16 protein-coding genes are annotated in these 26,843 nt (G+C 70.7%); 11 read left to right on the top strand and 5 right to left on the bottom strand.

Translation table 11 applies throughout. From position 1 onward, the window contains the following. Positions 1 to 153 precede the first annotated feature (153 nt). Complete coding sequence (locus tag LXT23_RS29690) at positions 154 to 1,107, top strand: alpha/beta fold hydrolase (RefSeq protein ID WP_253983714.1); 954 nt, start codon at positions 154 to 156, stop codon at positions 1,105 to 1,107. 4 nt (positions 1,108 to 1,111) lie between these two features. Here LXT23_RS29690 and LXT23_RS29685 read toward each other — a convergent pair whose 3' ends face one another. Then, positions 1,112 to 2,407 (bottom strand): AAA family ATPase, encoded by a 1,296-nt coding sequence (locus tag LXT23_RS29685; protein WP_253983713.1) that lies wholly within the window; start codon positions 2,405 to 2,407, stop codon positions 1,112 to 1,114. A gap of 179 nt (positions 2,408 to 2,586) precedes the next feature. Between LXT23_RS29685 and LXT23_RS29680 the strand changes: the two genes are divergently transcribed. Both LXT23_RS29680 and LXT23_RS29675 read left to right on the top strand, forming a co-directional pair. After that, positions 2,587 to 2,814 carry a hypothetical protein gene (locus LXT23_RS29680; RefSeq protein WP_253983712.1) on the top strand — a complete coding sequence of 76 codons (228 nt, stop codon included), beginning with the start codon at positions 2,587 to 2,589 and terminating at the stop codon, positions 2,812 to 2,814. A gap of 130 nt (positions 2,815 to 2,944) precedes the next feature. Next, complete coding sequence (locus tag LXT23_RS29675; protein WP_253983711.1) at positions 2,945 to 3,790, top strand: DUF2911 domain-containing protein; 846 nt, start codon at positions 2,945 to 2,947, stop codon at positions 3,788 to 3,790. Positions 3,791 to 3,818: 28 nt separating this feature from the next. On the opposite strand, the gene bshA is transcribed toward LXT23_RS29675, so the two are convergent. The 3 genes from bshA to bshC are packed head-to-tail and all read right to left on the bottom strand — an operon-like array spanning position 3,819 to position 7,491. Continuing rightward, positions 3,819 to 4,979, bottom strand: a complete 1,161-nt coding sequence (bshA, locus tag LXT23_RS29670; protein WP_253983710.1) for an N-acetyl-alpha-D-glucosaminyl L-malate synthase BshA — start codon at positions 4,977 to 4,979, stop codon at positions 3,819 to 3,821. Further along, positions 4,976 to 5,782 carry a bacillithiol biosynthesis deacetylase BshB1 gene (gene bshB1, locus LXT23_RS29665; protein ID WP_253983709.1) on the bottom strand — a complete coding sequence of 269 codons (807 nt, stop codon included), beginning with the start codon at positions 5,780 to 5,782 and terminating at the stop codon, positions 4,976 to 4,978. Before bshB1 ends, bshA begins: the two co-directional genes overlap by 4 nt. Then, complete coding sequence (gene bshC, locus LXT23_RS29660; RefSeq protein WP_253983708.1) at positions 5,779 to 7,491, bottom strand: bacillithiol biosynthesis cysteine-adding enzyme BshC; 1,713 nt, start codon at positions 7,489 to 7,491, stop codon at positions 5,779 to 5,781. The genes bshB1 and bshC overlap by 4 nt, the downstream gene beginning before the upstream one ends. 92 nt (positions 7,492 to 7,583) lie before the next feature. On the opposite strand from bshC, the gene LXT23_RS29655 reads away from it, so the two are divergent. The 8 genes from LXT23_RS29655 (at position 7,584) to LXT23_RS29620 (ending at position 24,535) form a co-directional block, all read left to right on the top strand. Then, complete coding sequence (locus LXT23_RS29655) at positions 7,584 to 10,034, top strand: PIG-L family deacetylase (RefSeq protein WP_253983707.1); 2,451 nt, start codon at positions 7,584 to 7,586, stop codon at positions 10,032 to 10,034. Then, on the top strand, positions 10,031 to 10,195 hold the full coding sequence (locus LXT23_RS29650; RefSeq protein WP_253983706.1) for a hypothetical protein: 165 nt from the start codon (positions 10,031 to 10,033) through the stop codon (positions 10,193 to 10,195). Before LXT23_RS29655 ends, LXT23_RS29650 begins: the two co-directional genes overlap by 4 nt. Beyond that, complete coding sequence (locus LXT23_RS29645) at positions 10,192 to 11,907, top strand: sodium:solute symporter (RefSeq protein ID WP_253983705.1); 1,716 nt, start codon at positions 10,192 to 10,194, stop codon at positions 11,905 to 11,907. The genes LXT23_RS29650 and LXT23_RS29645 overlap by 4 nt, the downstream gene beginning before the upstream one ends. Before the next feature lie 64 nt (positions 11,908 to 11,971). Beyond that, complete coding sequence (locus tag LXT23_RS29640; RefSeq protein WP_253983704.1) at positions 11,972 to 13,204, top strand: serine/threonine-protein kinase; 1,233 nt, start codon at positions 11,972 to 11,974, stop codon at positions 13,202 to 13,204. Between the two features lie 183 nt (positions 13,205 to 13,387). Then, a complete protein-coding gene (locus LXT23_RS29635) occupies positions 13,388 to 19,321 on the top strand; it encodes an alpha-2-macroglobulin (RefSeq protein WP_253983703.1) in 5,934 nt (1,977 codons plus the stop codon). Beyond that, entirely contained in the window at positions 19,318 to 21,630 is a 2,313-nt protein-coding gene (pbpC, locus tag LXT23_RS29630; RefSeq protein ID WP_253983702.1) for a penicillin-binding protein 1C, read from the top strand. The genes LXT23_RS29635 and pbpC overlap by 4 nt, the downstream gene beginning before the upstream one ends. A gap of 75 nt (positions 21,631 to 21,705) precedes the next feature. Then, a complete protein-coding gene (locus tag LXT23_RS29625) occupies positions 21,706 to 22,938 on the top strand; it encodes a hypothetical protein (RefSeq protein ID WP_253983701.1) in 1,233 nt (410 codons plus the stop codon). 97 nt (positions 22,939 to 23,035) lie between these two features. Continuing rightward, a complete protein-coding gene (locus LXT23_RS29620; RefSeq protein WP_323379098.1) occupies positions 23,036 to 24,535 on the top strand; it encodes an ATP-binding protein in 1,500 nt (499 codons plus the stop codon). Positions 24,536 to 24,541: 6 nt separating this feature from the next. Here the strand turns inward: LXT23_RS29620 and LXT23_RS29615 are convergent, their stop codons facing one another. Continuing rightward, positions 24,542 to 26,683, bottom strand: coding sequence for a catalase (locus tag LXT23_RS29615; protein WP_253983699.1), 2,142 nt, complete (start codon positions 26,681 to 26,683; stop codon positions 24,542 to 24,544). Positions 26,684 to 26,843: the final 160 nt, after the last annotated feature.

Below are 26,843 nucleotides of genomic sequence, written 5' to 3'. Positions count from 1 at the left end.
CCGCCTCGACGCTACAGGAGGACCAGGAGCTGGGGCAGCGCAGACCCGCTCCAGCAGCGTGCCCGGGGCCTCACTCCCCGCCGGGGACGCAACTCCGGAACGGGATTTGAGAAAATGGAGGGACGCCCACGCCCCCTGGGCCGGAGGTCCTCCATGAGCCCCGTCGACCGCAGCCGCACCCTCCCCACCGTGCCGCCCTCGACGCAGGCGCGGACCTCCGCGACGGCGCTGAAGAACCCCCTTGGCGCGGTGGTGGACGCCGCGAAGCAGGGGCTGGCCGACCTCCCCCGCTTCGTGAAGATGGGGAAGGATGTCTTCGAGGCCTCCCACCTCAGCGAGCTGAAGCGCCTCTTCGGGGGCGACGCGAAGCCGGCCCGGATGAGCGACGGGAAGCTCGTGGGCGCCAAGGGCCAGTCCTTCCCGCCGGGCACGCCGCTGAGCAACATCCCGGGCGTCATGCCGACGGACAACCCGAGCCCGTCGAAGACCCTCCTCTACGTCAACGGCATCATGACGCCCATGGCCGGGCAGCTCAGTGAGATGCAGGCCATCGCCAACAGCGCGGATGCGCGCGTCGTCGGCATCCACAACGCCACCCAGGGACTGACGGCCGACCTGGCCCAGTGCGTGGGCGACAAGCTGGACAAGGGCAGCAACCCAGCCGTGGATACGCTGGCGGACACCATCTACGACGAGCTCAAGGCCGGGCGCGAAGTCCACCTCATGGGCTACAGCCAGGGCGGCCTCATCACCGCGCGGGCCCTGCAGGACGTGCAGAACCGGCTGCGCATCGAAGATGGGATGTCCCAGGCGCAGGTCGAGAAGCTGATGGGCAAGCTCGACGTGGAGACCTTCGGCGCCGCGTCCACGCGCTACCCGGACGGGCCCAACTACGTCCACTACGTCAACAACGCGGACCCCGTGCCCACCCTCACGGGCCTGGGCGGCAGCGTGGACCCGCTGTCCTTCCTCAAGGACGCCGGCAAGGGCGCCGTGGTGCACCGCTTCACCGACGGCAATCTCAACCCCATCAGCAACCACATGCTGGACACCCTGTACCTCAAGCACCGCGTCGACTTCGACGAGGCGCGGGCCGGACGCTTCTAGGCCGTCACCACAGGCCCTGCTCACGCAGCAGGGCTCCCAGCGGGCGCGCCCCCATCCGGTGCGCGTCGAAGAGCGTCCCCGTGGCCGCCCAGGAGGGATTGGCCCAGGTGATGCGCTCCTGTCCTTCCCGAAGCGTCACGCCGCACAGGACGAGCGAGGCCCGCAGCTCCTCTTCCGACGAGAACACCGCGTGCTCGAAGGGGAGCGGGTTCTGGGTGGTGAGGAACACCTGCCTCGGGCCCAGCTCGCGCATGCAGGCCTCCACCCAGCGCGGATGCAGGCCGTTGGCTAGCTCGTCCGCGATGGCGAAGTCCTCATTCACGTCCAGGTAGTACAGGAACGACAGCAGCCGCTTCTGCCCGAAGCCCAGCTCCGCGTGCGACTGGCTCCGGCCGTCCCGCCGCGTGAAGTGGAAGCCGAAGCCGCCGAAGCCCACACGCCCGCCATTCTCGAACGAGCGCTTCTCCTGCACCTCCACTCGGAACGTCCCCGCCGTGAAGCCCGCGAGCGCCACGAAGCGCGCCAGGAAGCTGCGCTCCATGGCGTCGTGACGCAGCTCCAGCACGTCCGGCGGCGCTTCCCGCTCCACCTGCTCGCGCAGCCAGCCCGGCATCCACGTGGGCAGCGCCATCAGCCCGAGCGGGAAGACCTCACCGTCCCGCACCTCCATGGCGTACCGGATGGCGCCCAGCCGCTCGAACATCCCGAGCGCCTCGTCGAAGCGCTGGGGCGCCAGCAGGAACGTCCGGCGCAGCAGCTCCTTGAGCCGCTCCTTCATGTCGCGGTCGATGTACTGCGCCGTCATGAACAGCAGCGTCCACACCGAGCGGTCCAGCAGCGACCAGTGCATGGTCCGCGACCAGGCGGGCTCTCCATCCACCTTGCAGTCGATGCCCTGCTCGTCGGCCCGCATCATCACGTGGGCGGCGGGAGCCGTGAGCCACAGGTCCACCTCGATGCGGGGGTGGAGCCCCGACCCGGCCGGCTGCGGCGTGCGCAGGGGCAGCAGCTCCGAGCCCTTTCGCGGCGGGCCCCCGGGCTCGGCCGTGGGGAGGGACGCTTCGTTCCGGACGAAGACGTGGAGCTTCATCCCCGGGAGCGTCAGGTCGTACTCCAGGGCGAAGGACTCGTGGATGAGGCTGGAGAAGTCCGAGCCCACCACCGTGGCGAGCAGCTCCAGCAGCGTCGTCCTCCCGGTGCCGTTCTCCCCCAGCACCCAGTTGAGCGATGGGCTGAACACGAGCTCGGTGCCCGGTACGACGCTGCGGTAGTGGTGGACGACGAGCCGCGTGAGCTTCATGTCACTCCTCGGCTCGCAGCATGGACACCCCGGGCCCAGGGGGGAACACCTGAGTCACGCGAGTGTCCACGTCCACGCGCCCGCCCGCCCGCGCGAGCAGGGCAACCCCGTCCCGGAGTAGGGTAAGGGCTTCTCCAGACGGCGCATGGGTTGTTCGCGCCGGAAAGGGCCGGGCCGACATGGACTACCAGAAGCTGTTCCAGGTGCTGGTGATGGGGGGCGCGCTGGTCGGGGGCGCCACGGGCTGCACCCAGGGCAACAAGGAGTCGGCGGACCGCGCCGCCAACACCGGAGGCACGGGCGGCGCCGGGGCCGCGGGGGCCACGGACGCTGGCACCGCGGGCGGCCCGCAGCTGGATGACGCGGGCCTGCCCACGGGCACCGGCCGCGGCGTGAAGGGCTGGTAGCGCGCTCCGAGCGGGCCCGCACCATGACGCGGTGCGGGCTGAACTGAAACGTGTGGTGGGGCAGCGACTCGTCTATACAGTGCGCCGATTCTTCAACCTGACAGGTTGAGAAAGGACGCACATGAGGACGATGAAGAACGCTGCCCTCGGATGTCTGCTTTCCGCGCTCGTGGCCCTCGTGGCCACGCCCGCCGCCGCCCAGCTGGAGCTGCCGGCCCCCAGCCCCGCCGCCAAGGTCTCCCAGGAGGTGGGTGTCACCGAGATTTCCATCGACTACTCCAGCCCCGGCGTGAAGGGCCGGAAGGTCTGGGGCGACGTGGTGCCCTGGGACAAGGCGTGGCGCACCGGCGCCAACGCGGCCACCAAGATTACCTTCAGCCGCGACGTCACCTTCGGTGGCAAGGCCGTGCCCGCCGGCACGTACACCATCGTCAGCATGCCCTCCCAGAAGGGGTGGAAGGTCATGCTGAACAAGGACCTGACCCTGTGGTCGGGTGGCAACCCCTATGACGCGAAGCAGGACGTCGCCAGCGTCGCCGCCACCACCGCCGAGGTCCCCAACCGCGAGCGCCTGACGTTCCTCTTCTCCAACACCACCGATGACTCGACGTCGCTGGACCTGGAGTGGGAGAAGCTGCGCGTCTCCGTGCCCATCAAGGTGGACACCGCCGCGCACGCCAAGGCGAACATCGCCGCGGCGCAGAACAGCACCGCGAGCATGCAGATGGCCGCGGCCCGCTACATCGCGGACTCGACCAAGGACTACGCCACCGCGCTGAAGCACGCGGACGCGTCCGTCGCCATCCAGTCCAACTGGTTCAACAACTGGATTCGCGCCGACATCCTGGCGCGCATGGGCAACTACGCCGAGGCCCGCAAGTCCGCGCAGATTGCCTGGGACCTGGGCAACAAGGACAAGAACTTCTTCTTCCGCGACCAGGTCTCCAAGGCCCTGGCCGACTGGAAGAACAAGTAGTCGTCGCACCTCGTATCCGGGGGCCCCTTCAGCGTCGGGGGGCTCCCGCGAGCCGCCGGTAGAGCGCCTCGTAGCGGTCGATGGCCGGGCCGAGCTGGAAGTGCTCCAGCACGTGCTGGCGCGCCCGCTGGGAGAAGGCCTTCCAGCGAGCCGGGTCCTGGACCAGGGTGAGCACGTGCCCGGCCATGGCCTGGATGTCGCCCACCGGCGCGAGGAAGCCCGTCTCGCCGGCCGTGACGAGCTCCGGGATTCCGCCGATGTTGCTCGCCACCACGGGGATGCCGCAGCTGAGCGCCTCCAGCGCGGCGAGGCCGAAGCTCTCCTGCTCGCTGGGGAGGAGGAAGACGTCCGCCGCCGCGAGCAGCTCCTCGAAGCGGTCCTGCTTGCCCAGGAATGCGACGCGGTCCTCCAGCTCCAGCGCGCGGAGCCTGCGCTCGGCGAGCGCGCGCTCGGGGCCGTCCCCAATCATCACCAGCCGGCAGGGGCGCCGGCGGTGGACCTCCGTGAAGATGCTCACCACGTCGGCGATGCGCTTCACCGGCCGGAAGTTGGAGACGTGGATGAGCACCGGCTCCGGCTCGCGCAGGTCCGGGAAGAGCGTGCTCAGGCACGCGCGGTCTCTCACGGGCGCGTAGCGCTGGGTGTCCACGAAGTTGAAGATGACGTCGATGGGGACGCTCTCGGGGATGTCGAAGCCCTTCCAGGTGGCACGGCGGAGGAAGTCCGAGGGCGTCGTCACCGCGTCGCTGCGCAGGATGGAGAAGCGGGTAATCGGCAGGTAGCTGGGGTCGATGCCCACCAGCGTGGTGTCCGTGCCGTGCAGCGTCGTGACGATGCGCGGCGCCTTGTCCCCCAGCACCTCGCGCGCCATCCACGCCGCCGTGGCGTGAGGCACCGCGTAGTGGACGTGCAGCACGTCCAGGCGCTCGTAGTTGGCCACCTCAATCATCTTGGAGGCCAGCGCGATGGGGTAGGTGCTGGAGTGCTGGAGCGCCGGGTAGTCGCTCTCCGCCACCTCGTGGAAGAAGACCTTGCGGGTGGTGCCATGCAGGCGCACTGGCAGGTCCCTGGCGATGAAGTGGACGCGGTGCCCGCGGTCCGCCATGGCCAGCCCGATCTCGGTGGCGACCATGCCGCTGCCTCCGAAGGTGGGAAAGCAGGTGATGGCCACGTTGAGTGAGTCGGTCATCGGCGTTGGGGGAAGAACAGGGGTCGCGCGAAGCTATTCCGCCGGAAGTGCTCCACCGGGTCCGCCAGGCCCAGCGTCTCGCGGACGACGTAGGGCTCGCCGTGGGGGACGCCAATCTGGGCGCCGTAGAAGGCGTCACGGGCTTCCAGGGAGGACAGGGACAGTGGAGAGCCCACCAGCGTGGGCGGCGCATCCGGCCGGGGCTGCACCTGGCTCGCGTAGCAGTGCACCGCCGCCCGCTTGCGCTCGTACACGGTCGACACGTCCACGACGAAGCTCGGCTCGGCCAGATGGCGCAGCGGGTAGTAGAGCACCTGCCGTGGCGTGAAGGGCGCGCTGGCGGGCTCCGCCTCGAACTTGCGCACCCCCGCGAAGAAGAGCGCGCGCGTCACCAGGGCGCTGGCGGCCTCGTGGTCCGGGTGGCGCTCCTCCTCCCAGGGGACGACGACGAGCTCCGGGCGCAGGCGGCGGAGGACCTCCACCACGCGAGCCACGGCGGAGGTGTGGGCACGCTCGGGCTCGGGCGCTTCGAAGCCTGCCCAGGGGCTGACCCAGCCGTCAGGCAGGCCCAGGTTCTCCCGGTGGGTCAGGCCCAGCGCGCGGGAGGCGGCTTCCGTCTCCTGGGCGCGAGTCTCCGGGGTGCCCCGCGAGCTCTTCTCGCCGCGCGTCAGGTCGACGATGCCGGTGCGGTAGCCCTGGCCCGCGAGCTTCGCGAGCAGGCCGCCGCAGAACAGCTCCACGTCGTCGGGGTGCGGGCCGAAGGCGAGGGCGTCCAGGCCGTAGGCCGTGACGGACCCGCTCATGGCGTCAGGTCCTGAAGGGCGCCGGAGAAGGGCACGCAGGCGTCGAGCACCTGCTTCGTGAAGGCGCGCATGCCGATGCGGCTCGCGTAGTACGGCAGGCCGAGGACGCGCTCCTGGGGCTCGTCATTCGGGGTGAGGAACGTGCGCAGGCGGTCCACCCGCTCGGCCGTGGTGCCGTCACGCCGGGCGAGCGCGCGCGCATACCTGCCCGTGAGGCGGGACACGGCGACGCGGACGGTGCCCCGCGTGCGCTGGAGCGCATCCTTCAGGTTCGCGTCCAACGCGAGCAGCGGGTCCTCGAGGCGGTCGAGCTCGGAGGCCAGCGCACCGAAGAGGCGGGCCTCCAGGGCCTCGGGGGCTTCGAGCGCCTGGGTGGCGTCACGCGCTGCCAGCCGGGTGAGCAGCTCCTCGCGGGGCGTGCTCAGCTCGTCAGCGGTGAGGCCCAGCTTGCCGAGCCAGCGGCGGGCGCGGTCATCGAGCACGCGGAAGCGGGCGCGCGGCACGACGAGCGGCATCGGCAGGCCCGCGTGCGCATAGAGCGGCTCGAGCTGCGCGAAGTAGGCCAGCTCTCCAGGGCCGCCGACATACGCCGCCGTGGGCAGCCACGTGTCCTGGAGGAGCGGACGCAGCAGGGCGGAGGTGGTGAAGCGCAGCGGCTCCCGCTCCAGCCAGCCCAGCAGCTCGGCCGTGGTGACGGACCTCCCGTCCGGATGGCCCACGAGGCTCCAGGTGTCCGGCCCCGCGGGGTCCAGCCGGTAGCGCGCTCCCTCGGCCCCGTCCGGCGAGTAGAACCCGAGCGGCGAGCCGGGACGGATGTGGACCTGGACCGCGAAGCCTGCGCTGGCGAGCGCGTCGGCCCGGGAGGCGAGCGCGGTGGAGATGGCCGCGGCCTCTTCGATGGAGCGGTGGTGCACTGGCGCGGTGAGCGCCGCCAGGCGCGGGTCTCTCGGGTCGAGGAAGACGAGCCCCTCTTCCGCGAAGAGCGTCGAGAGCACCTCGGCGAAGGCCTCCGCGAGCGTGGCGTCGGGGCGGTAGGCGCGCTCCAGCAGCGACAGGAACTCTTCCGCGTGGGGCTCGGCGCCCAGCTCGGCGCGCAGGGTGGTCAGCGCCGCGGTGATGCTGGGGCCCAGGCAGCGGTGGGCGATGGGGGCGCGTGAAGCGGCCGCGTCGGGCAGGTCCAGCGCCACGCGCAGGGGACCGCCGCTGGAGCGCGGGAGGTGACAGTGGTCTATCTCCGGGAGGTCGTGGTCCTCCGTCTGGAGCCAGAAGATGGGGACACAGGGGCGGCCCGTCTCCTGGGTGATGGCGCGGGCATTGGTGATGGCGGCCGCGGCCTTGTAGAGCGTGAAGAGCGGGCCGAGGAAGAGGCCCATCTGCTGCCCCGTCACCACCGCCACGGTGCCCGGGCGGGAGAGCAGCTCCAGGTTGCGCTCGCGGGCGGGGCTGGGGGCGAGGCGCGCGTTACGGGCCGCGAGTACGTCGAGCAGCGCGGGAGGCACGGAGCGTGACGCGGCGGCCGCCACGGCCTCGGCACGAGAGGTGGGCCGACGACAGCGGTCGGGGAGGAAGGAGAGCGCGCGCGCATCTCCGCGGAGCCACGCGGCAGAGAACGAGGACGTCACGGGGGCGGGTGATAACAGGTCGGTGGGAGCACGGCACGGGAAGCAACATGCCCGCACCCCCCGTATTCCCCTGGCTGGCTGCGTCATGTCGGGCGAACGCGGGCCGCGCGCGAGCAGGGGCCTTGTTATAGGGTCCGCCGCGAATGCGGAACCTGCTCAGCTTTGGAATGGCGCTGGTCATGAGCCTCGGATTCGGGTCGTCGGCAATGGCGCAAGCTCCCCGGCAACCCCATGCAGGTGAAGTCGCGGCGGGCCTGCGGCGGCTCGGGGTGACGGGCAGCGTCCTCTACGTGGCGGCCCACCCCGACGACGAGAACACGCGCTTCCTGGCGTGGCTGGTGGGGGAGCGCGGCCTGCGCGCCGGCTACCTCTCCCTCACGCGCGGCGACGGCGGGCAGAACCTCATCGGCACCGAGCAGGACGAGCTGCTCGGGCTCATCCGCACGTACGAGCTGCTCGCGGCACGGCGCGTGGACGGCGCCGAGCAGCTCTTCACGCGCGCGCGGGACTTCGGCTACACGAAGAGCGCGGACGAGGCGCTGAAGATTTGGGGCCATGACGAGGTGCTGGCGGACGTCGTGCTCGCCATCCGCCGCTTCCGGCCGGACGTCATCGTCACGCGCTTCTCCACGAATCCGCCCAACCATGGCCACCACACCGCGTCCGCGCTGCTCGCGGCGGAGGCCTTCGTCGCCGCGGCCGACCCGAAGCGCTTCCCCGAGCAGCTCCCCGAGGTGAAGCCGTGGAAGGCGGACCGGCTGCTGCACAACGTCTCCACCTGGAACCTGAAGCCCGACGCGGACATGTCCGGCTACCTGAAGGTGGACGTGGGCGGCTACGACCCGCTGCTCGGGCGCTCCTGGGGTGAGGTCTCGGCGGAGAGCCGCAGCCAGCACAAGAGCCAGGGCTTCGGTGTGCCGGCCGAGCGCGGGCCGCTGCTGGAGTACTTCTCGCCGCTGGCCGGGACGCGCCCGAAGGCCGACGTGTTCGAGGGGCTGGACCTCACGTGGAAGCGCTGGAGCGGCACCGAGGCCGTGGCCCGCGCGGTGGACGAGGCGGTGAAGGGCTTCGACGTCCGCGCGCCCCACCGCAGCGTCCCCGCGCTGGTCCGCGTCCACGAGGCGCTGTCCGCGCTGCCCGAGGACCACCCGTGGAAGGCCTACAAGCTGCGTGAGACGGAGGCGCTGCTGGCCGCGTGCGCGGGCCTGTTCCTGGAGGCCCGTGCGGCCGAGCCCACGGCGGTGCCGGGCACGCAGGTGGAGCTGAACCTGACGGCGCTGAACCGCTCGCCCGCCGGGCTCCGGCTGGTGAGCGTGACGCTGCCGGGCGGTGAGGCGGTGGCCACCAACACCGCGCTGGCCGGCCATGCGCCCTTCAAGCTGTCGCGGAAGGTGAAGCTCCCGGACGATGCGACCATCTCCACGCCGTACTGGCTGCGCAAGCCCGTCATGGGCGGCCTCTTCACCCTGGAGGGCGCGGACCGCGCGCTCACCGGCCAGCCCGAGGGCGGGCCCGCGCTGGCGGTGACCTTCGTCTACGAGGCGAGCGGCCGGCGCATCAGCGTGACGCGGCCGGTGGTCTACGTGTGGACGGACCCGGTGCGCGGGGAGCTGTACCGCGCGCTCGAAATCGTCCCCGCCGTCACCGCGACGCTCGCGCGGGACGTGCTCATGTTCCCCAATGGCGCCTCCCAGTCCGTCTCCGTGGTGCTGGCGGCGGGCAGGGGTGAGGCCTCGGGCAAGGCCCGGCTGGAGGTGCCGCAGGGCTGGCGCGTGGAGCCCGCGGAGGTTCCGTTCCAGCTCGCCGCGCGCGGGGACGAGCGCACCGTGCTCTTCTCGGTGACGCCTCCGAAGGGCGCCACGGCGAAGGGGCGGCTGCGCGCCATCGTCGAGAGCGGCGGCCGCACCGAGTCGTGGCGCCTCCGCACGGTGTCGTACGAGCACATCCCTCCGCAGGCGGTGCGGCAGCCGTCGGAGGCGTCGCTGGTGCCGTTCGCGCTGGCCACGAAGGTGAAGCGCATCGGCTACATCCCCGGGCCGGGAGACCGCGTGGCGGAGAGCCTGGCGGCGGTGGGGTACGAGGTGACGGTGCTGCCCGAGGAGCGGCTGGCCGGCGAGAAGCTGGAGCGCTTCGAGGCCATCCTCGTGGGCGTGCGCGCCTTCAACGCCAACCCGCGCCTCGCCGTGCACCGCGAGCGGCTGCTGAAGTACGTGGAGGGGGGAGGGCGACTGGTGGTGCAGTACAACACCAATAGCCGCGTGGGCCCGCTCACCACCTTCGTCGGCCCGCACCCGCTGGAGATTGGCCGGGAGCGCGTCACGGACGAGACGGCGGCCATGACGCCCGTCACGCCGAACGACCCGCTGCTGCGTGCGCCCAACGCGCTGACGGCCGCCGACTTCGAGGGCTGGGTCCAGGAGCGTGGCCTCTACTTCGCCTCCAAGTGGGACGAGCGCTACCGCCCGGTGTTCGCGATGAGCGACCCCGGTGAGGCGCCGCTGCAGGGCTCGCTCCTGGTCACCCGTCACGGAAAAGGCACTTTTGCCTATACGGGGCTGGCCTTCTTCCGTCAGCTCCCCGCCGGTGTACCCGGCGCCTACCGCCTCCTGGCGAACGTCCTCGCACAATGAGCACACCCGGTCCTTCGCTGGAGAAGCCCGCTTCGCCCCGCCCCGAGATGGATGACGTGCCGCCCCTGCTCGGGTCCTGGCGCAACATCTACCTCGTGGTGCTCGGCACCTTCGTCCTGTTCGTCGCCCTGTTCTGGGCGCTCACCGAGGCGTACTCGTGACACTGCTCGACTGGCTGGTCCTCGGCGGGACGACGGCGTTCATCGTGGTGTGGGGACTCTGGAAGGCTCGCAAGGCCACCACCAGCGAGGACTACCTGCGCGGGGCCCGTGAGCTGAAGTGGCCCACCATCGGCCTGTCGGTGATGGCCACGCAGGCGAGCGCCATCACCTTCCTCTCCGTCCCCGGGCAGGCGTACGAGGACGGGATGCGCTTCGTGCAGTTCTACTTCGGACTGCCGATTGCGATGATCATCATCAGCGCGGTCTTCGTCCCCATCTACTACCGGCTGAACGTCATCACCGCGTACCAGTACCTGGAGTCGCGCTTCGACCTGAAGACGCGCCTGCTGGGCGCGTTCCTCTTCCTCATCCAGCGCGGGCTGGCGGCGGGCATCACCATCTACGCCCCGTCCATCATCCTCTCCACCATCCTCGGCTGGCCGCTGGAGCCCACGGTGGTGGCCATGGGCGCGCTGGTCATCGTCTACACGGTGACGGGCGGCTCCAACGCCGTCAGCCAGACGCAGAAGCAGCAGATGGTGGTGATGATGGGCGGCATGGTGGTGGCCGCCATCGTCATCGTGTGGCGGCTGCCCGAGCACATCTCGTTCGGCAAGGCCGTGGACGTGGCGGGCGCCTTTGGCCGGATGAACGTGGTGAGCTTCGACCTGGACGTGCAGGACCGCTACAACTTCTGGTCCGGCATCACCGGCGGCCTCTTCCTGTCCCTGTCGTACTTCGGCACGGACCAGTCGCAGGTGGGCCGCTACCTGACGGGGCGCTCCATCACCGAGAGCCGGCTGGGACTGCTGTTCAACGGCGTGCTGAAGATTCCGATGCAGTTCCTCATCCTCTTCGTCGGAATCCTCGTCTTCGTCTTCTACCAGTTCAGCACGCCGCCCCTGCTGTTCAACGAGCCGCTCCGTGAGCGCGTGCAGGGCACCGCGCAGGCGGGGGAGTACGCCGCGGTCGAGGCGAAGTGGGAGCAGGTGCAGTCGGGCAAGCGCGCGGAGGTGGAGCGCTTCCTCGCGGCGCGCGAGGCGGGCGACGCGGCGACCGAGGCCACCTCGCGAGAGGCGCTGCGGAGCGCGGCGAAGCAGGCCAGTGACGTCCGCAAGGAGGCCAAGGCGGTGGTGGCCCGCGCGCTGCCGGGCGTGGAGACCAAGGACTCCGACTACATCTTCATCGGCTTCGTGAAGCGCTGGCTGCCCAATGGCCTCTTCGGGTTGCTCATCGCGGTCATCCTCGCGGCGGCGATGAGCTCCATCGCCAGCGAGCTGAACGCCCTGGGCGCCACGACGACGGTGGACTTCTACCGGCGGGTGTTCCGCCAGGACGCGTCGGACAAGCACGTGCTGGTGGCGTCCAAGCTGTTCACCGTGTTCTGGGGGCTGGTGGCCGTCAGCTTCGCGACGTTCGCGTCGCTGCTCGACAACCTCATCCAGGCCGTGAACATCCTGGGGTCCATCTTCTACGGCACGGTGCTGGGCCTCTTCCTGGTGGCCTTCTTCGTCAAGCACGTGCGCGGGCACGCGGTGTTCATCGCCGCCGTCATCTCGCAGTCGACGGTGATTGCCCTCTTCATGCTGAGCGACATCGGCTACCTGTGGTTCAACGTCATCGGCTGCACGCTGGTGGTGGTGCTGAGCCTGGTGGTCCAGACCGTGCTGCCCAGGGCGCCGGAGCCCGCCCCGGCGGCGACGGGGAGCTAGCTGGCCCGCGATTCGCATCACCCGCGCCGGGCCCCGTAGACTGGGGCCCGCCGGGAGGTGCACCTTGGAGCGCGTCCAGTCCGTGTCGGGGAGCCGGGAGGACAGGGCTTCGTGTGTGGTCTGCGAGGCGCCCCTCGAAGGCCCCCGGTGCGACCACTGCGGTGCGGCGGTGGCCCCGGGCGGCTACCGCATCCGGCGGCTCATCTCCCAGTCCGTGCATGGCCGGGTGTACCTCGCGGAGGGCCCGGAGGGGCGCCCCGTGGCGCTCAAGGAGCTGCTCTTCGCGCTGGTGCCCGGTGTGGAGCAACTCGATGCCTTCGAGCGCGAGGCCGCGGTGCTCCGCTCGCTGAGCCACCCCGACATCCCCCGCTTCGTCGCGAGCTTCAAAGAGGGGAGCGGGGTGGGGACGCGGCTCTACCTCGCCCAGGAGTTCCTGGAGGGGGAGTCGCTCCTCCAGCGCATCGAACGGCAGCGCCTGGACGAGGACGAGACGTGGGCACTGGCCGAGCAGGTGCTCCGGACGCTCCAGGCCCTGCACGAGCGCACGCCCGCGCTCCTCCACCGGGACGTGAAGCCCGCCAACCTCATCCTCCGCCCGGACGGGCGCGTGGCGCTGGTGGACTTCGGCGCCGCCCGGCATCTGGCCCGCGACGTGACTCACGGCTCCACGCTGGTGGGTACCTTCGGCTACATGCCTCCTGAGCAGCTCGGCGGGACGGTGGAGCCCTCCAGTGACCTCTATGCACTGGGCGCCACGCTGGTCCACGCGCTCAGCGGACGCATGCCGTCGGACCTGCTCGATGAGGGGATGGCGCTCTCCTTCGAGAAGCACGTCCAGGGCTCCTCCCGGCTCCGGGACTTCCTCGGCCGGCTGCTGGCTCCGAAGCGCTCGGGGCGGTTCGCCTCCGCGGCCGAAGCGCTCGCTGCCCTCCGAGCTGCTCGGGAAGTTCCGATGGCTCCGCCGCCGGCCCTGGCGGCCCCTGTCGAAGCGCCCGCGGCACGACAGGACGCGCAGGCCGCCACCGCCCCGCGCGCCCCAATGAGCACGAATCGGCGCATGGCGCTGCTGGCGCTCACCGTAGGCCTGGGCATGGGGCTCCTGGTCGTCGGCGCGTGGGTGGCGGGCGAGCTGTGGGGGACGCCTCCGGTCGTCGTCGTGGAGCGCGACCCGTCCCTCGAGTCACCTCCTCCCCAGGTGGCGCCGGGCCCGCCCGCGCGGCCCGCGCCGCCGCAGCGGGACGGGTCCCGCCGGACCTTCCGCACACCGTGGCCGGGTGAGCCCTCCGGCTCCCGCTGACGAGCGAGCGGCCAGGCAGCCACAGTCGTCTTCACCTCGCGGCCCCGGACGCACACCCACGCGTGGCCCGCCACCCACGGCGTGCCGGTTTCAGGTCCGGACGTCAGTCGTGCTTTCATCCCCGCGTGGCTGGCCCCCTGCTTGCTCTCTCCCGAGCAGGCACTTCGTGCCGCACCCCACCCCATGTCCTCAAACGAATCGGAACCCACTCCGCCCCGACCGCGGCTCGCCACCCGCGTCTTCGGAGAGCTTCGCTGGACCCCGCCGTCCTGGGCCGCCACGCTGGGCAGCGCCATCGCCCGCACCGTGCGCCGCTGCGGCACGTGGGTTCGCCAGCACCCCAAGGGCATCGCGCTCTGCCTGGGCCTGCTGGTGCTGCTGGCCGTCTCGGTGGATGCCGGCTACCGCTGGTACCAGAACCGCCCCAAGCCGGTGAGCTACTCGCTCTCCGCCACCCACCCTCCGCTGACGCGGATTGAAGACGTCCCCACGCCGGGGGCGGTCTACGTCCACTTCACCGGCTCGGTGGCGCCCCTGGAGGCGATTGGCAAGCCCGTCACGGCCGGCATCACCCTCACTCCCGCCGTTCGCGGTGAGTGGCGCTGGGCCAATGACCGGATGCTCACCTTCACCCCGGCCGAGGACTGGGGCGTGGGGCAGGAGTACAAGGTCGTCCTGGACCGGACGCTGTTCCCGAGCCACATCCTGCTCGACGCGTACGAGACTACCTTCCGCTCCGCCGCATTCTCCGCCTCCATCACCGACGCGCAGTTCTACGAGGACCCGCGCAATCCCAAGGAGAAGCGCGTGGTGGCGACGCTGACCTTCTCCCATCCGGTGGACTCGGCCACGCTCGTGCGCAAGCTCTCGCTGCGCATGCCCCAGGAGAAGACCTCCCTGCTCGGCACGGACTACCGGGAGATTCCCCTCACCGTCACCTACGACAAGCTGAAGGGACAGGCCTACGTCCAGTCGGACCTCATGCCGATTCCGGACCGGGACACCTCCGTGAAGCTGGTGCTGGACTCGGGCGTCAGCGCATCCCGGGGCGGGGCCGGCACCCTGACGGTGCAGGACCGCAGCGTCCGCATCCCCGGCATGTACACGTACTTCCGTGCGCAGGGGGTCGAGGTGTCGCTCGTGCGCAACGACCGCTACGAGCCGGAGCAGGTGCTCATCATCAACCTCTCCACCGGCGTCACCGAGGCGGAGCTGCGCAAGCATCTCCAGGTCTGGGTGCTCCCCAAGGACCGTCCGGCGAAGGACGGCCAGCCCGTGGAGCCCAACGCGAACTGGGCCAACCAGGGCGTGGGGCACATCGGTCAGGAGCTGCTCACGGCCCCCGCCCGGCTGAAGCTGGACCCCATCGCCGCGGACAAGGAGTACGCCACGCTGCACAGCTTCCGCATCCGCGCGGACGTGGGGCGCTACCTCTACGTGCGGCTCGGAAAGGGCATGCAGTCCGCGGGCGGCTACGTGCTGGCCGAGGAGTACAACACCGTCCTCGACGTGCCGCCCTTCCCGGAGGAGGTGAGCATCCTCCACGCGGGTGCGCTGCTCAGCCTCGCGGGCGAGAAGAAGGTCACCGTGCTGTCGCGCGACGTCCAGGCGCTGCGCTTCGAGCTGGGCCGCGTGCTGCCGAACCACCTCAACCACCTGGTGACGCAGACCGAGGGCCGCTTCTCCCATCCCTACTTCCAGAACTACCGGTTCGACGCGGAGAACATCTCCGAGGGCTTCTCCGAGGTGCGCCCGCTGGAAGGTGCCGGCCGGGGCAAGGCGCAGTACGCCGCCTTCGACCTGGCCCCCTACCTCACGCCCAAGGACACTCCCGAGGCCCGGCGCGGCCTGTTCTTCTTCAAGGTCAAGAGCTGGGATGTGGCGCATGACCGGTCCACGGGACAGGAGGACACCCGGCTGCTGCTGGTGACGGACCTGGGCCTGGTGGTGAAGGACAACTCGGACGGCTCGCATGACGTGTTCGTGCAGAGCCTCGGCTCCGGCCTGCCCGCCGAGGGCGTGACGGTGAGCGTGCTGGGGAAGAACGGCCTGCCGGTGGTGAGCGCCACCACGGACGCGGACGGCCACGCCGCCATCCCCAGGCTGACGGACTTCCGCCGCGAGCAGACGCCCGTCGTGTACCTGGCGCGCAAGGGCGAGGACTTCGCCTTCATCCCCGTCCAACGCACCGACCGGCAGCTCAACTTCAGCCGCTTCGACGTGGGCGGCATGACGAGCGGCTCCACGCCGGAGCGGCTCTCCGCCTTCCTGTTCTCCGACCGCGGCCTGTACCGCCCCGGGGACACCTTCCACGTGGGCCTGGTGGTGAAGGCCTCCGACTGGAGCCGCCCGCCCACCGGCCTGCCGCTGGAGGTGGCCGTCATCGACCCGCGGGGCCTGGAGGTCCAGAAGAAGAAGGTCGTCCTCTCCGCCATGGGCCTGGAGGGGTTCCAGTACACGACGGACGAGACGTCCCCCACGGGCAACTACCAGGTGAACCTGTACGTGGTGAAGGACGGCCAGCGGGGCAACCACCTGGGCTCCACCACCGTGCGCGTGGAGGAGTTCCTGCCGGACCGCATGCGCATCACCACCCGCTTCAGCGCCGAGAACACCGAGGGCTGGGTGCCCCCGAAGGAGCTCAAGGGCCTGGTGACGCTGAAGAACCTCTTCGGCATCCCCGCCGCGGACCGGCGCGTGTCCGCCGAGGTGTCCCTCAGCCCGGCGTACCCCAGCTTCCGCAAGCACCCCGGCTACCTCTTCCATGACCCGCTGCGCGCTCCGCGCAGCTTCACCGAGCGCCTGGAGGACACCACCACCGACGAGAATGGCGAGGTGGCGCTGGAGCTGGGCCTTGAGAAGTTCGAGAAGGCCACCTGGCGCGTGTCCTTCCTGGCGGAGGGCTACGAGGCCGAGGGCGGCCGGGGCGTGTCCTCCGAGGCGTCGCTGCTGGTGTCTCCGCTGCCGTACCTCATCGGCTTCAAGCCGGATGGCGCCCTGGCGTACCTGAGCAAGGGCTCCGCGCGCGAGGTGCATTTCATTGCCGTGGACCCCACGCTGAAGAAGCTGGCGGTGCAGGGGTTGAAGGCGGAGCTGGTGGAGCGGCGCTGGGTATCCGTGCTCACGCAGCAGGCCAACGGCACCTACAGCTACCAGTCCGCCCGCCGCGACACCGTGGTGCGCACCCGCGAGCTGCCGCTGGGCGAGGGCGGCTTCAAGTACGCCCTGTCCACCGAGCAGCCCGGCGACTTCGTGGTGCTGGTGAAGGACGCGGAGGGCACGGAGCTCAGCCGTGTGGAGTATTCCGTGGCGGGCCACGCCAACCTCACCCGCGCGCTGGAGAAGAACGCCGAGCTGGAGGTGAAGCTCGCGCGGCAGGACTACGCGCCGGGCGATGACATCGAGCTGAGCATCAAGGCGCCGTACACGGGCGCGGGCCTCATCACGATTGAGAGAGACCGCGTCTACGCCTGGAAGTGGTTCAAGGCGGACGCCACCAGCACCGTGCAGACCATCCGCCTGCCGCCGGGCCTGGAGGGGAACGGGTACGTCAACGTGGCCTTCGTGCGCGCCATGGACTCGCAGGAGATCTTCATGAGCCCGCTGAGCTACGGCGTGGTGCCGTTCTCCGTGAGCCGCGAGAGCCGCGCGCTGAGCGTGACGCTGACCAGCGCGGACAAGGCCCGCCCCGGCGAGCCGTACCGCATCCGCTACCGCGGCAACCGCGCGGGCAAGGCGGTGGTGTTCGCGGTGGACGAGGGCATCCTCCAGGTGGCCGGCTACGCGACGCCGGACCCGCTGGCGCACTACTTCAAGAAGCGCGCGCTGGAGGTGCGCACCGGGCAGATCCTGGACCTGCTGCTGCCGGAGTTCTCCGTGTCCCGGGCCGTGTCCTCCATGGGCGGCGACGACGAGGGCGCGGCGGCCATCGGGAAGAACCTGAACCCGTTCAAGCGCAAGCGGGACAAGCCCGTGGCGTACTGGTCCGGCGTCGTCGACATCGACGAGACGGAGCGGACGCTCACCTACCACGTGCCCGACTCCTTCAACGGTGAGCTGCGCCTCATGGCCGTGGCCGTGGGGACGGAGTCCGTGGGCGCGGCGAGCCGGCGGGCCATCATCCGCGGGCCCTTCGTGATTACGCCCAGCGTGCCCACCTTCGTCGCGCCCGGGGACGAGTTCAACGTGGGCGTGGCGGTGGCCAACAGCCTGGACGGTTCCGGCAAGGGCGCGGAGGTGGTGCTGGAGCTGAAGACGTCCGAGCACCTGGAGGTGCTGGACGAGGTGAAGCGGCCGCTGAAGATTGACGAGGGGCGCGAGGCGAGCACGACGTTCCGGGTGCGGGCGAAGAAGGTGCTCGGCTCGGGCTCGTTCGCCTTCACCGCGTCCCTGGGGAAGGAGCGCGTGAAGCAGACGGTGGACCTGAGCGTGAGGCCGCCGGTGCCCTTCCTCACCTCCGTGGCAGGCGGCTACGTCCAGGACGGCAGGGCGGACCTGCCGGTGCCGCGCAAGCTGTACGGCGCGTACCGGACGATGGAGGTGAGCGCGTCGCCGCTGCCGGTGGGCCTGGCGCGCGGCCTGGCCACGTACCTGGAGAAGTACCCCTACGGGTGCACCGAGCAGCTCGTCAGCCGCGCCTTCCCGGCGGTGGTGCTGAAGGGCCGGCGCGAGCTGCTGGGGCAGGGGCCGCAGGTGGCCGACGTGTCCTTTGCCTCCGCGCTCGAGACGCTGCGCTCGCGGCAGAACGAGGAAGGGGCCTTCGGGCTGTGGGCGGCCAACTCGTACGCGCCCACGCTGCCGAGCATCTACGCGCTGCACTTCCTCACCGAGGCGAAGGAGCGGGGCTTCCCGGTGCCGCCCGAGCTGCTGAACCGGGGCCTCACGTGGCTGACGGGCCTGGTGGCCTACAGCCCCTCCAGCCTGGGCCAGGCGCGCAACCTCGCGTATGCGCACTACGTCCTCACCCGCAACGGCAAGGTGTCCCGGCAGACGGTGGCCTCCCTGCGCGAGTTCCTCGACCTGAACTACGCGGAGCAGTGGCCCAAGGATTTGACGGCCGCGTACCTGGCGGCGACGTACCGGCTGCTCAAGCAGGACAAGGAGGCCGAGCGCGTCCTCAAGTCGGTCCGCATCGGAGCGCCGCAGCAGACGGACTACGCGTACCTCTATGACGGGCTCGTCTACGACTCGCAGGTGCTCTATCTGCTGTCGCGCCACTTCCCGGAGAAGCTCGAGGAGGTCAGCGGCAAGACGCTGGCCGACATGACGAAGCCCATCCTCGACGAGCGCTTCAACACGCTGTCCTCCTCGTACGCCATCCTGGGGCTGGAGGCCTATGCCCAGGCGCTGGGCGCGAAGGGGATGCCGTCGCGCAGCGGGGCCGCCATCCTGGAGAAGGTGGCGGACACGCTCCGCCCGCTCACGGTGCCCGAGGGGCTCTTCCCCCGGGTGGACTTCTCCGACGAGGCCAGCGCCGTCCGCGTGGAGGGGCCTTCGGCGGCGCCGCTGTTCTTCCAGGTGACGCAGGCGGGCTACGACCTGGAGCTGCCGACGCAGCCCATCCTCCAGAAGCTGGAGGTGCAGCGCGAGCTGCGGAGCCTGGACGGCAAGGTCGTCACCGAGGTGCCGCTGGGCGGCGAGGTGGAGGTCCACCTGAAGCTGCGCTCGCTCAGGGACGCCCTCTCCCAGGTCGCCATCACCGACCTGCTGCCGGGCGGCTTCGAGGTGGTGATGGAGAAGCCCGCCACGCCTTCCTCCGAAGAGGAATCGGAGTCCGAGTCGGAGCCCGAATCCGAGGAGTCCTCCGAGGGGGACGAGGGCTCCGACGAAGGGGAGGGCGAGGAGCAGTACTACAGCGAGCCCGAGCCCGTCGCGGGCGGCTGGGTGCCTCCGGTGGGCAGCGAGCAGTCCTCGTTCGCTCCGGAGTACGTGGACATCCGCGAGGACCGGGTGGTGCTCTACGGTCAGGTGGGCTCCAGCGTCACCGAGTACATCTACCGCATCAAGGCGACCAACACCGGCCAGTTCGTGATGCCGCCGGCCTTCGCCGAGGGCATGTATGACCGGAGCGTGCGGGCGCGCTCGCTGGGGGCGAAGGTGACGGTGCTCGCGCCGTGAGCCGCCGCCGGTTGCGCGGAGTGCTGCTGGCGGTGCTGGGGCTCGCGGTGCTGTACGCCGTGGTGCCCCGGCCGCCGGTGCGCGAGGGGCTGGGCTTCTCGCAGGCGGTGTTCGACCGCGAGGGCCGGCTCCTGCGGCTCACCCTGTCGCCGGACGAGAAGTACCGGCTCTGGGTGCCGCTGGAGCGCATCCCCGCGTCGCTCGTGGAGGCCACGCTGCTCCACGAGGACCAGCACTTCCGCACGCACTTCGGCGTCAACCCCGTGGCGCTGGGCCGCGCCGTGTGGAGCACCTACCTCACGGGCGGACGCCGCATGGGTGGCTCCACGCTCACCATGCAGCTGGCGCGCATCCGCTACGGCATCGAGTCCCGCACGCCCGGGGGCAAGGTGCTGCAGATGCTGCGGGCGCTCCAGCTGGAGTGCACGTACTCCAAGGACGAAATCCTGGAGGCGTACCTCAACCTGGCGCCATACGGCCGCAACGTGGAAGGCGTGGGCGCGGCCAGCCTCATCTACTTCGCGAAGGACGTGGAGCGGCTGTCCCTGACGGAGGCGCTCACCCTGGCCGTCGTCCCGCAGAGCCCCGCGCGCAGGGACCCGGGCCGCGACGCTGGAGCGCTGACGGCGGCGCGGCTGCACCTGTTCGACCGCTGGGCCCAGGTGCACGCGGAGGACGCCGAGCGCCGGCCGTTGATGGAGCAGCCCCTGCCGGTGCGCACGCCGGAGGACCTGCCCTTCCTCGCGCCGCACTTCGTGGCGCGCGCGCTGCGGGCCAGTCCCTCGGGCTCCAGCGTGAAGAGCACGCTCGATTTGTCCATGCAGCGGCTGCTGGAGCGCCACGTGCGGCAGTACGTGGAGCAGCGGCGCGGGGTGGGCATCCGCAACGCGGTGGCGCTGGTGGTGGACTGGCGCTCGCTGGAGGTGCGCGCGGCGGTGGGCTCGGCGGACTTCTTCGACGCGTCCATCGACGGGCAGGTTGATGGCACGCGGGCGAAGCGCTCACCGGGCTCGGCGCTCAAGCCCTTCATCTACGGGCTCGCCTTCGACCAGGGGCTGGTGCACCCGCGCACCATGCTGAAGGACGCGCCCGGGGGCTACCGGGGGTATGCGCCGGAGAACTTCGACGGCGAGTTCGTGGGCCCCGTCGCCACGGAGGACGCGCTGGTGCGCAGCCGCAACATCCCCGCGGTGGCGCTGACGCAGCGGCTCGCCGCGCCCGGGCTGCATGGCCTGCTGCGCAAGGCGGGCGTCACCGGCCTGCGCTCCGAGGAGCACTACGGCCTGGCCCTGGCCCTGGGCTCGGCGGAGGTGTCCATGGTGGAGCTGGTGGAGCTGTACGCCATGCTCGCCAACGCGGGCGTGCTCCGGCCGCTGCGGGTGGAGGTGGACGCTCCTCGCGACGAGGGCGTGCGCCTGCTGAGCGCCGAGGCCAGCTTCCTGGTGGTGGACGCGCTGTCGCGCGGGCCCCGGCCCGCGCAGTCCTTCCGGCCCGAGTGGGCGCGGGACACCGTGCCGGTGGCGTGGAAGACGGGCACCTCGTCCGGCTTCAGGGATGCGTGGAGCGTGGGCATCGTGGGGCCGTACGTGGTGGCGGTGTGGGTGGGGAACTTCGACGGGGAGTCCAACCCCGCCTTCGTGGGGCAGACGGCGGCGGCGCCGCTGATGTTCGAGCTGGTGGACTCGGTGCGCTCGCGGGACGCGGACGTGCGGCGCGTGAGCATCGCGCCGCCTCCGGGCGTCAGCCGCGTACACGTGTGCGCGCTGTCTGGTGGCGTCCCCGGGCCGCACTGCCGCCGGAAGGTGAGCACGTGGTTCATCCCGGGGACCTCGCCCATCCGCGCGTGCGACGTGCACCGGGAGGTCTGGGTGGACGCGCGCACGGGGCTGCGCTCCTGCTCCCCGGGGCCGGGCACCCGGGCGGAGGTGTACGAGTTCTGGCCGTCGGACCTGCTGCGCCTGTTCCAGAAGGCGGGCCTGCCGCGCCGGGTGCCGCCGCCGGAGGACTCGAGCTGCGGGCTGGAGCAGGGCGCCAGCGAGGGCACGCCGCCGCAAATCACGACGCCGGAGGACGGGGTGGACTACAACCTGCGGGCGTCCGCTTCCGCGCCGCAGACGGTGCCGCTGGCGGTGGTGACGGACGCGGACGTGCGCCGCGTGTTCTGGTTCGTGGACGAGCAACTGGTGGGCACCGCGCCTCGCGGTGAGCCGCTGCACTGGGCGGCACGGCCGGGCACGTACGTGGTGCGCGCCGTGGATGACCGGGGCCGCTCCGACGCGCGCACCCTGCGCGTCCTGCTGGTGCCTTGAGGACGGAGGGCCGACGCGTCCGTTGACGGGGGCGGGCGCCGCCTTGAAGTATGCTTCCTCGTGAGAGGGACGCACATGTCTAACGGGAAGAGGAGGGCCGCCAATCCGGGGCGCTCCGACGAGACACGCATCGCGCCGGAGGAGGACGAAGATGCGACGCGGGACCTCCCGCTCCTCGAGCGTCCCGAAGAGACGCACATGGGCCCGGTGGTGGATGCGGACGCGACGGGGGACATCTCGCTTCCCTACCGTCCCGAAGAGACGCGCATGGCGCCGCTCGAGCCGGAGGAGGGCGCCATCCAGACGCGCCTGGAGTCACAGGACGCCCGCCCCGTCCGGGGTGGCAGGGCGCGCGTGCCGGCCCCTCCGGGCCGGGGGAGCCGTGACGCGCCGCCGGGGGAGCTCGGCACCGAAGTGCGGGGGCGCAATCCCCAGGCGGACATCCGCACGGAGGTCCGAGGGCAGAAGGCGCCGGTGGACCCGAGCACGGAGGTCCGAGGGCACAGGGCTCCGGTGGATGTCAGCACGGAGCTCAGGCCCCCCAAGGCGCCGGTGGAGCTGAGCACGGAGGTCCGGAGCCACAAGGCACCGATGGACGTCAGCACGGACATCATGAGCCCGAAGCCCGCGGCGGCTCGCGGAGGCAAGGAGGGCGGCAAGGCGGCGGGCTGGCTCGCCCGTGGCGGTGAGAAGAAGGCGGGTGCGGCGCCGCCTGCGGTGGGTGTGGTGCGCCTGAGCCCGCTGGAGCCCGCGAAGGGCAAGGTGGCGGCGGCCGAGGACGAGTCCCCGGCGCTCCGGACGATGTTCGCGAACCACTCCGCGCTGCTCGCGGAGCAGTTCCGAAGCGCGATGGCGTCGAAGATGTACGGCCGGGGGCCGCACCGGGTGCTGCGCATCGACGAGCCCGAGGGCCCCAGCACCGCTGGCGGGAAGCTGGCGCGGCAGGCGATTTCGCTCGTGCCCCGGAAGGGCTCGGGCCCCTCGGTCATGTGCGGCTGGGTGGACGTGTCGAAGCGCGAGGCGCAGCTGCGCAACTTCGACGCCGCGGCGAAGCGGTACGAGTCCCACCACGGCGAGCCCCTGGAGATGCAGCCCGAGGAGTACGAGCGCTTCCTCGCCGACGTGGAGGAGGTGCTCGTCAAGGCCGTCATCAAGGTGCGCATCATCGTCCCGGAAGAGGTGGGGGCGGTGCGCATTGCCCCCTCGACCCAGGCACGGCGGAAGGGTGTTCCCGTGTTGCTCGCGGTCACCCTCGCCGTGCTGGCGTTCGTCCTGGGGCTGTACCTGGGGCGGATGCCGCCGGGCTGAGGCGTTGCCACATGGCACATGCGGCTGGCAGTGCTACCTTCCGCCCATGCCTCGCTGGTTCAACACCTCTGGTCCCTGCACTCCGGAAGATCATTACATGCTCCCGGCACTGCGGCGGCTGCCGGAAGTGCAGCGCCTCATCGAGCAGAAGGGCTACTTCGTCGTTCACGCGCCACGGCAAGCGGGCAAGACAACCGCGTTGCGCTCGCTGGCCCAGGAGCTCAATGCCAGCGGTAAGTACGTGGCTGCCCTGGTGTCCATGGAGGTGGGAGCCGCGTTTCCCGAGGATATCGGCGCTGCGGAGTCCGCCGTGCTGGAGTCCTGGCGCGACAGCCTGATTGGCCAGCTCCCGGACGAGCTGCTGCCTCCTCCATTCCAGGATGCGCCTCCGGGCAGTCGGATTGGCTCCGCACTCACGGCCTGGGCTGCCTCCGCGCCTCGGCCCCTCGTCGTCTTCCTGGATGAAATTGATTCGCTCCGCAACGGAGTCCTGGTCTCCATCCTGCGACAGCTCCGGAGCGGATTCTCCGGCCGTCCCGAGCGTTTCCCCAGCTCACTCGCGCTCATCGGGCTGAGAGACGTACGCGACTACAAGGTGGCCACCGGTGACCGGGACTACCTGGGCACCGCCAGTCCCTTCAACATCAAGGTCCGCTCCCTCACGCTGCGGGACTTCACCGCCGATGAAGTGGCCGAGCTCTACGCACAGCACACGGCGGACACCGGTCAGCAATTCGAGCCCGAGGCGCTCGCCCTCGCCTTCGAGCTCACCCGGGGGCAGCCCTGGCTCGTCAACGCCCTGGCGAAGGTGGCTGTCGAGGAGCTCGTTCCAGACAGCTCCCAGCCGGTTCGCCGCGCCGACATCGAGCGGGCCAAGGCGCTCCTCATCGAGCGCCAGGAGACGCACCTGGACAGCCTCACCGACCGCCTGCGTGAGCCGCGCATCCGCGCCATCCTCGAGCCCATGCTGGCGGGCGAAATCCCGGGCGCCATTCCCGCGGACGACCTTCGCTTCGCCATCGACCTTGGACTCATCCGGCTGGCTTCGTCCGGTGGCGTGGAGGTCGCCAATCCCATCTACCGCGAGGTCGTCGTTCGTGAGCTGGCCTTTCCCTCGCGCGCAGCGCTTCCCTCCATCCAGCCTTCCTGGCTTCGGCCGGACGGGCGCAGCGACACTGAGCGCCTGCGCGACGCCTTCCTCGCCTTCTGGCGCCAGCATGGCGAGCCGTTGCTGGCCACCGCGCCCTACCACGAAGTGGCACCCCACCTGGTGCTGATGGCCTTCCTCCACCGCGTGGTCAACGGCGGAGGCACCCTCGAGCGTGAGTACGCCATCGGCAAGGGACGCATGGACCTGTGCCTGCGCCATGGCCAGGACACGCTGGCCATCGAAATCAAGGTCTGGCGCGACCGGGAGCCCGACCCGCTCACCGAAGGACTGGTGCAGCTCGACGGCTACCTCCAGGGCCTCGGTCAGCCAGGCGGCTGGCTCGTGCTCTTCGACCGCCGCACCGGCCAGCCGTCCATCGCCGAGCGCACCCGGGCCGAGCAGGCCCGGACTCCCTCGGGCCGCCCGGTCACCGTCATCCGAGCCTGAGCGCGGCTATGCCGGCGGAGGCGCCTCGCGCGCCCAGTGCCGGTGCGCGGCGATGGCGTCGGCGAAGAGCTGGGTGAAGCCCTTCGTCTCGCTCTTCGCGCTCCGGATGACGCCCAGCGCCCCGTCCAGCCCCTTGGCCGGTGGCGGCGCGAGCTGGCTCACCCCCGCCGCATCCAGGAGCGCCGCCGCCTCGCCGGAGAGCGCCAGCGCCTTGCAGTGCACGAAGGCCTCGCGCACGAAGTCCACCGCCAGCGGCACCTTCCTCAGCGCGGCCACGCTCTTCTCCCCACCCGGCACGTAGACGGCGTCGTACATCACCGAGGACGCCGTCACGTACGTCTTGAGCGGCTTCTCCTGCTGGCCCTCCAGGCTGGTGACGGGGCTCAGCGTGGGGCCCACCAGCTCCACCGTCGCCCCCATTGCCTCCAGCGTCTTGCGCACGTGCGCCAGCTCCTTCCCCGCGAAGCCGTCCGCCACCAGCGCGGCAATCTTCCGCGTCTTGATGGAGTCGCGCGGCGAGCGCTCCTGGCTGAGCGCGGGGGACGTCTCCACCGTGAACTTCGCCGGCTTGCCCGCCTTCGCCTTCTTCAGCGGCTTGGGCGGCGCGACGCCCACCGCGCGCGCCACCCGGGTGGCCACCTCGAAGTCCACGTTGACGAGCACCTCGTTCACCACGCGCTCGCGAATCTCCGGGCGCTCCACCTTGCCAATCTCGAACTCCAGCGCGTTGACCAGGTGCTCCTGCTCCGGCTTCGACAGGCTCTTGTAGAAGAGCGTGGCCTGGCTGAAGTGGTCGCTGAAGCTCTTGCTGCGCTGGCGAATCTTGTGTCCCTCCACACGCTCCTGCCGGTGCACGAAGGCCTGCCGGGGATTGGCGAGGAACGGGCACCCGCCGCCCAGCGTGTTGGGGTGGTAGTTGGCCCGGCTGGTGGGAATCGTCTGCCGGCCGAAGCCGTCCTGCTGGTGGTTGTGCACCGGCGCCACCGGGCGGTTGATGGGCAGCTCCGCGAAGTTGGGCCCGCCCAGCCGCGTCAGCTGCGTGTCCAGGTACGAGAAGAGCCGCGCCTGCAGCAGCGGGTCGTTCGTGAAGTCGATGCCCGGCACCACGTTGGCCACGCAGAAGGCCACCTGCTCCGTCTCCGCGAAGAAGTTGTCCGGGTTGCGGTCCAGCGTCAGCTTGCCCACCCGCTCCACCGGCACCAGCTCCTCCGGCAGCACCTTCGTCGCATCCAGCAAATCAAAGCCGTACTTCAGCACGTCCTCTTCGGGAATCAGCTGCAGCCCCAGCTCGTACTCGGGGAAGTCGCCGTTCTCGATGGCCTCCCACAAGTCCCGCCGGTGGAAGTCCGGGTCCTTGCCGGACAGCTTCTGCGACTCGTCCCAGACGAGCGAGTGCGTGCCGAGCAGCGGCTTCCAGTGGAACTTCACCAGGTGCGCCTTGCCCTCCGCGTTGACCAGCCGGAAGGTGTGCACGCCGAAGCCCTCCATCATCCGGTAGCTGCGCGGAATGGCCCGGTCCGACATCAGCCACATCACCATGTGCGCCGTCTCCGGGACGAGCGAGACGAAGTCCCACAGCGAGTCGTGCGCGGAGGAGGCCTGGGGGATTTCGTTGTGCGGCTCCGGCTTCACCGCGTGCACGAAGTCCGGGAACTTGATGCCGTCCTGGATGAAGAAGACGGGGATGTTGTTGCCCACCAGGTCGAAGTTCCCCTCCGGCGTGTAGAACTTGGTGGCGAAGCCGCGCACGTCCCGGACGGTGTCCGCCGAGCCGCGCGAGCCACCCACCGTGGAGAAGCGCACGAACACCGGCGTGCGCAGCGACGGGTCCGTGAGGAAGCGCGCCTGGGTGTACTTCTCCAGCGACTTGTAGACCTGGAAGTACCCATGGGCGCCCGCGCCGCGCGCGTGCACCACGCGCTCCGGGATGCGCTCGTGGTCGAAGCGCATCATCTTCTCCCGGAAGTGGAAGTCCTCCAGGAGCGTGGGGCCGCGGACGCCCGCCTTCAGCGAGTTGTCCGTCTCGGAGATGGGAATGCCCTGGTCCGTGGTGAGCACCGTGCCTTCGGGGCGGTCCCGGAAGGTCTCCAGCTGCTCGCTCTTGAGGGACGTCGGGGGAGTCTTCGGGGAGGACCTGCGCAGTCGCATAGGGACCTGTCGCCAGCGGGGGGAGGGAAGCGCGCCGGAAGCAGCGGGCGCGCCTGCGATGTACCTCCCACCCTGTACCCAGGTGCAGCACGCGCCTCCCCGCCAGTCAGCGAGTGGGCACTTCCCCGCGACTCGCGGGCCGCACGCTCGTGGCAGTGTC

The sequence above is a fragment of the Pyxidicoccus xibeiensis genome, assembly GCF_024198175.1.
GTDB classification, from domain to species: Bacteria; Myxococcota; Myxococcia; order Myxococcales; family Myxococcaceae; genus Myxococcus; species Myxococcus xibeiensis.
This window is presented reverse-complemented; position numbering and strand designations above follow the sequence as displayed.

Bases quoted from the DNA above. Each gene is read 5' to 3' on its own strand.
- LXT23_RS29690 (WP_253983714.1), top strand. From the start codon at position 154: ATGAGCCCCGTCGACCGCAGCCGCACCCTCCCCACCGTGCCGCCCTCG.
- LXT23_RS29685 (WP_253983713.1), bottom strand. From the start codon at position 2,407: ATGAAGCTCACGCGGCTCGTCGTCCACCACTACCGCAGCGTCGTACCG.
- LXT23_RS29680 (WP_253983712.1), top strand. From the start codon at position 2,587: ATGGACTACCAGAAGCTGTTCCAGGTGCTGGTGATGGGGGGCGCGCTG.
- LXT23_RS29675 (WP_253983711.1), top strand. From the start codon at position 2,945: ATGAAGAACGCTGCCCTCGGATGTCTGCTTTCCGCGCTCGTGGCCCTC.
- bshA (WP_253983710.1), bottom strand. From the start codon at position 4,979: ATGACCGACTCACTCAACGTGGCCATCACCTGCTTTCCCACCTTCGGA.
- bshB1 (WP_253983709.1), bottom strand. From the start codon at position 5,782: ATGAGCGGGTCCGTCACGGCCTACGGCCTGGACGCCCTCGCCTTCGGC.
- bshC (WP_253983708.1), bottom strand. From the start codon at position 7,491: ATGACGCAGCCAGCCAGGGGAATACGGGGGGTGCGGGCATGTTGCTTC.
- LXT23_RS29655 (WP_253983707.1), top strand. From the start codon at position 7,584: ATGAGCCTCGGATTCGGGTCGTCGGCAATGGCGCAAGCTCCCCGGCAA.
- LXT23_RS29650 (WP_253983706.1), top strand. From the start codon at position 10,031: ATGAGCACACCCGGTCCTTCGCTGGAGAAGCCCGCTTCGCCCCGCCCC.
- LXT23_RS29635 (WP_253983703.1), top strand. From the start codon at position 13,388: ATGTCCTCAAACGAATCGGAACCCACTCCGCCCCGACCGCGGCTCGCC.
- LXT23_RS29625 (WP_253983701.1), top strand. From the start codon at position 21,706: ATGTCTAACGGGAAGAGGAGGGCCGCCAATCCGGGGCGCTCCGACGAG.
- LXT23_RS29620 (WP_323379098.1), top strand. From the start codon at position 23,036: ATGCTCCCGGCACTGCGGCGGCTGCCGGAAGTGCAGCGCCTCATCGAG.
- LXT23_RS29615 (WP_253983699.1), bottom strand. From the start codon at position 26,683: ATGCGACTGCGCAGGTCCTCCCCGAAGACTCCCCCGACGTCCCTCAAG.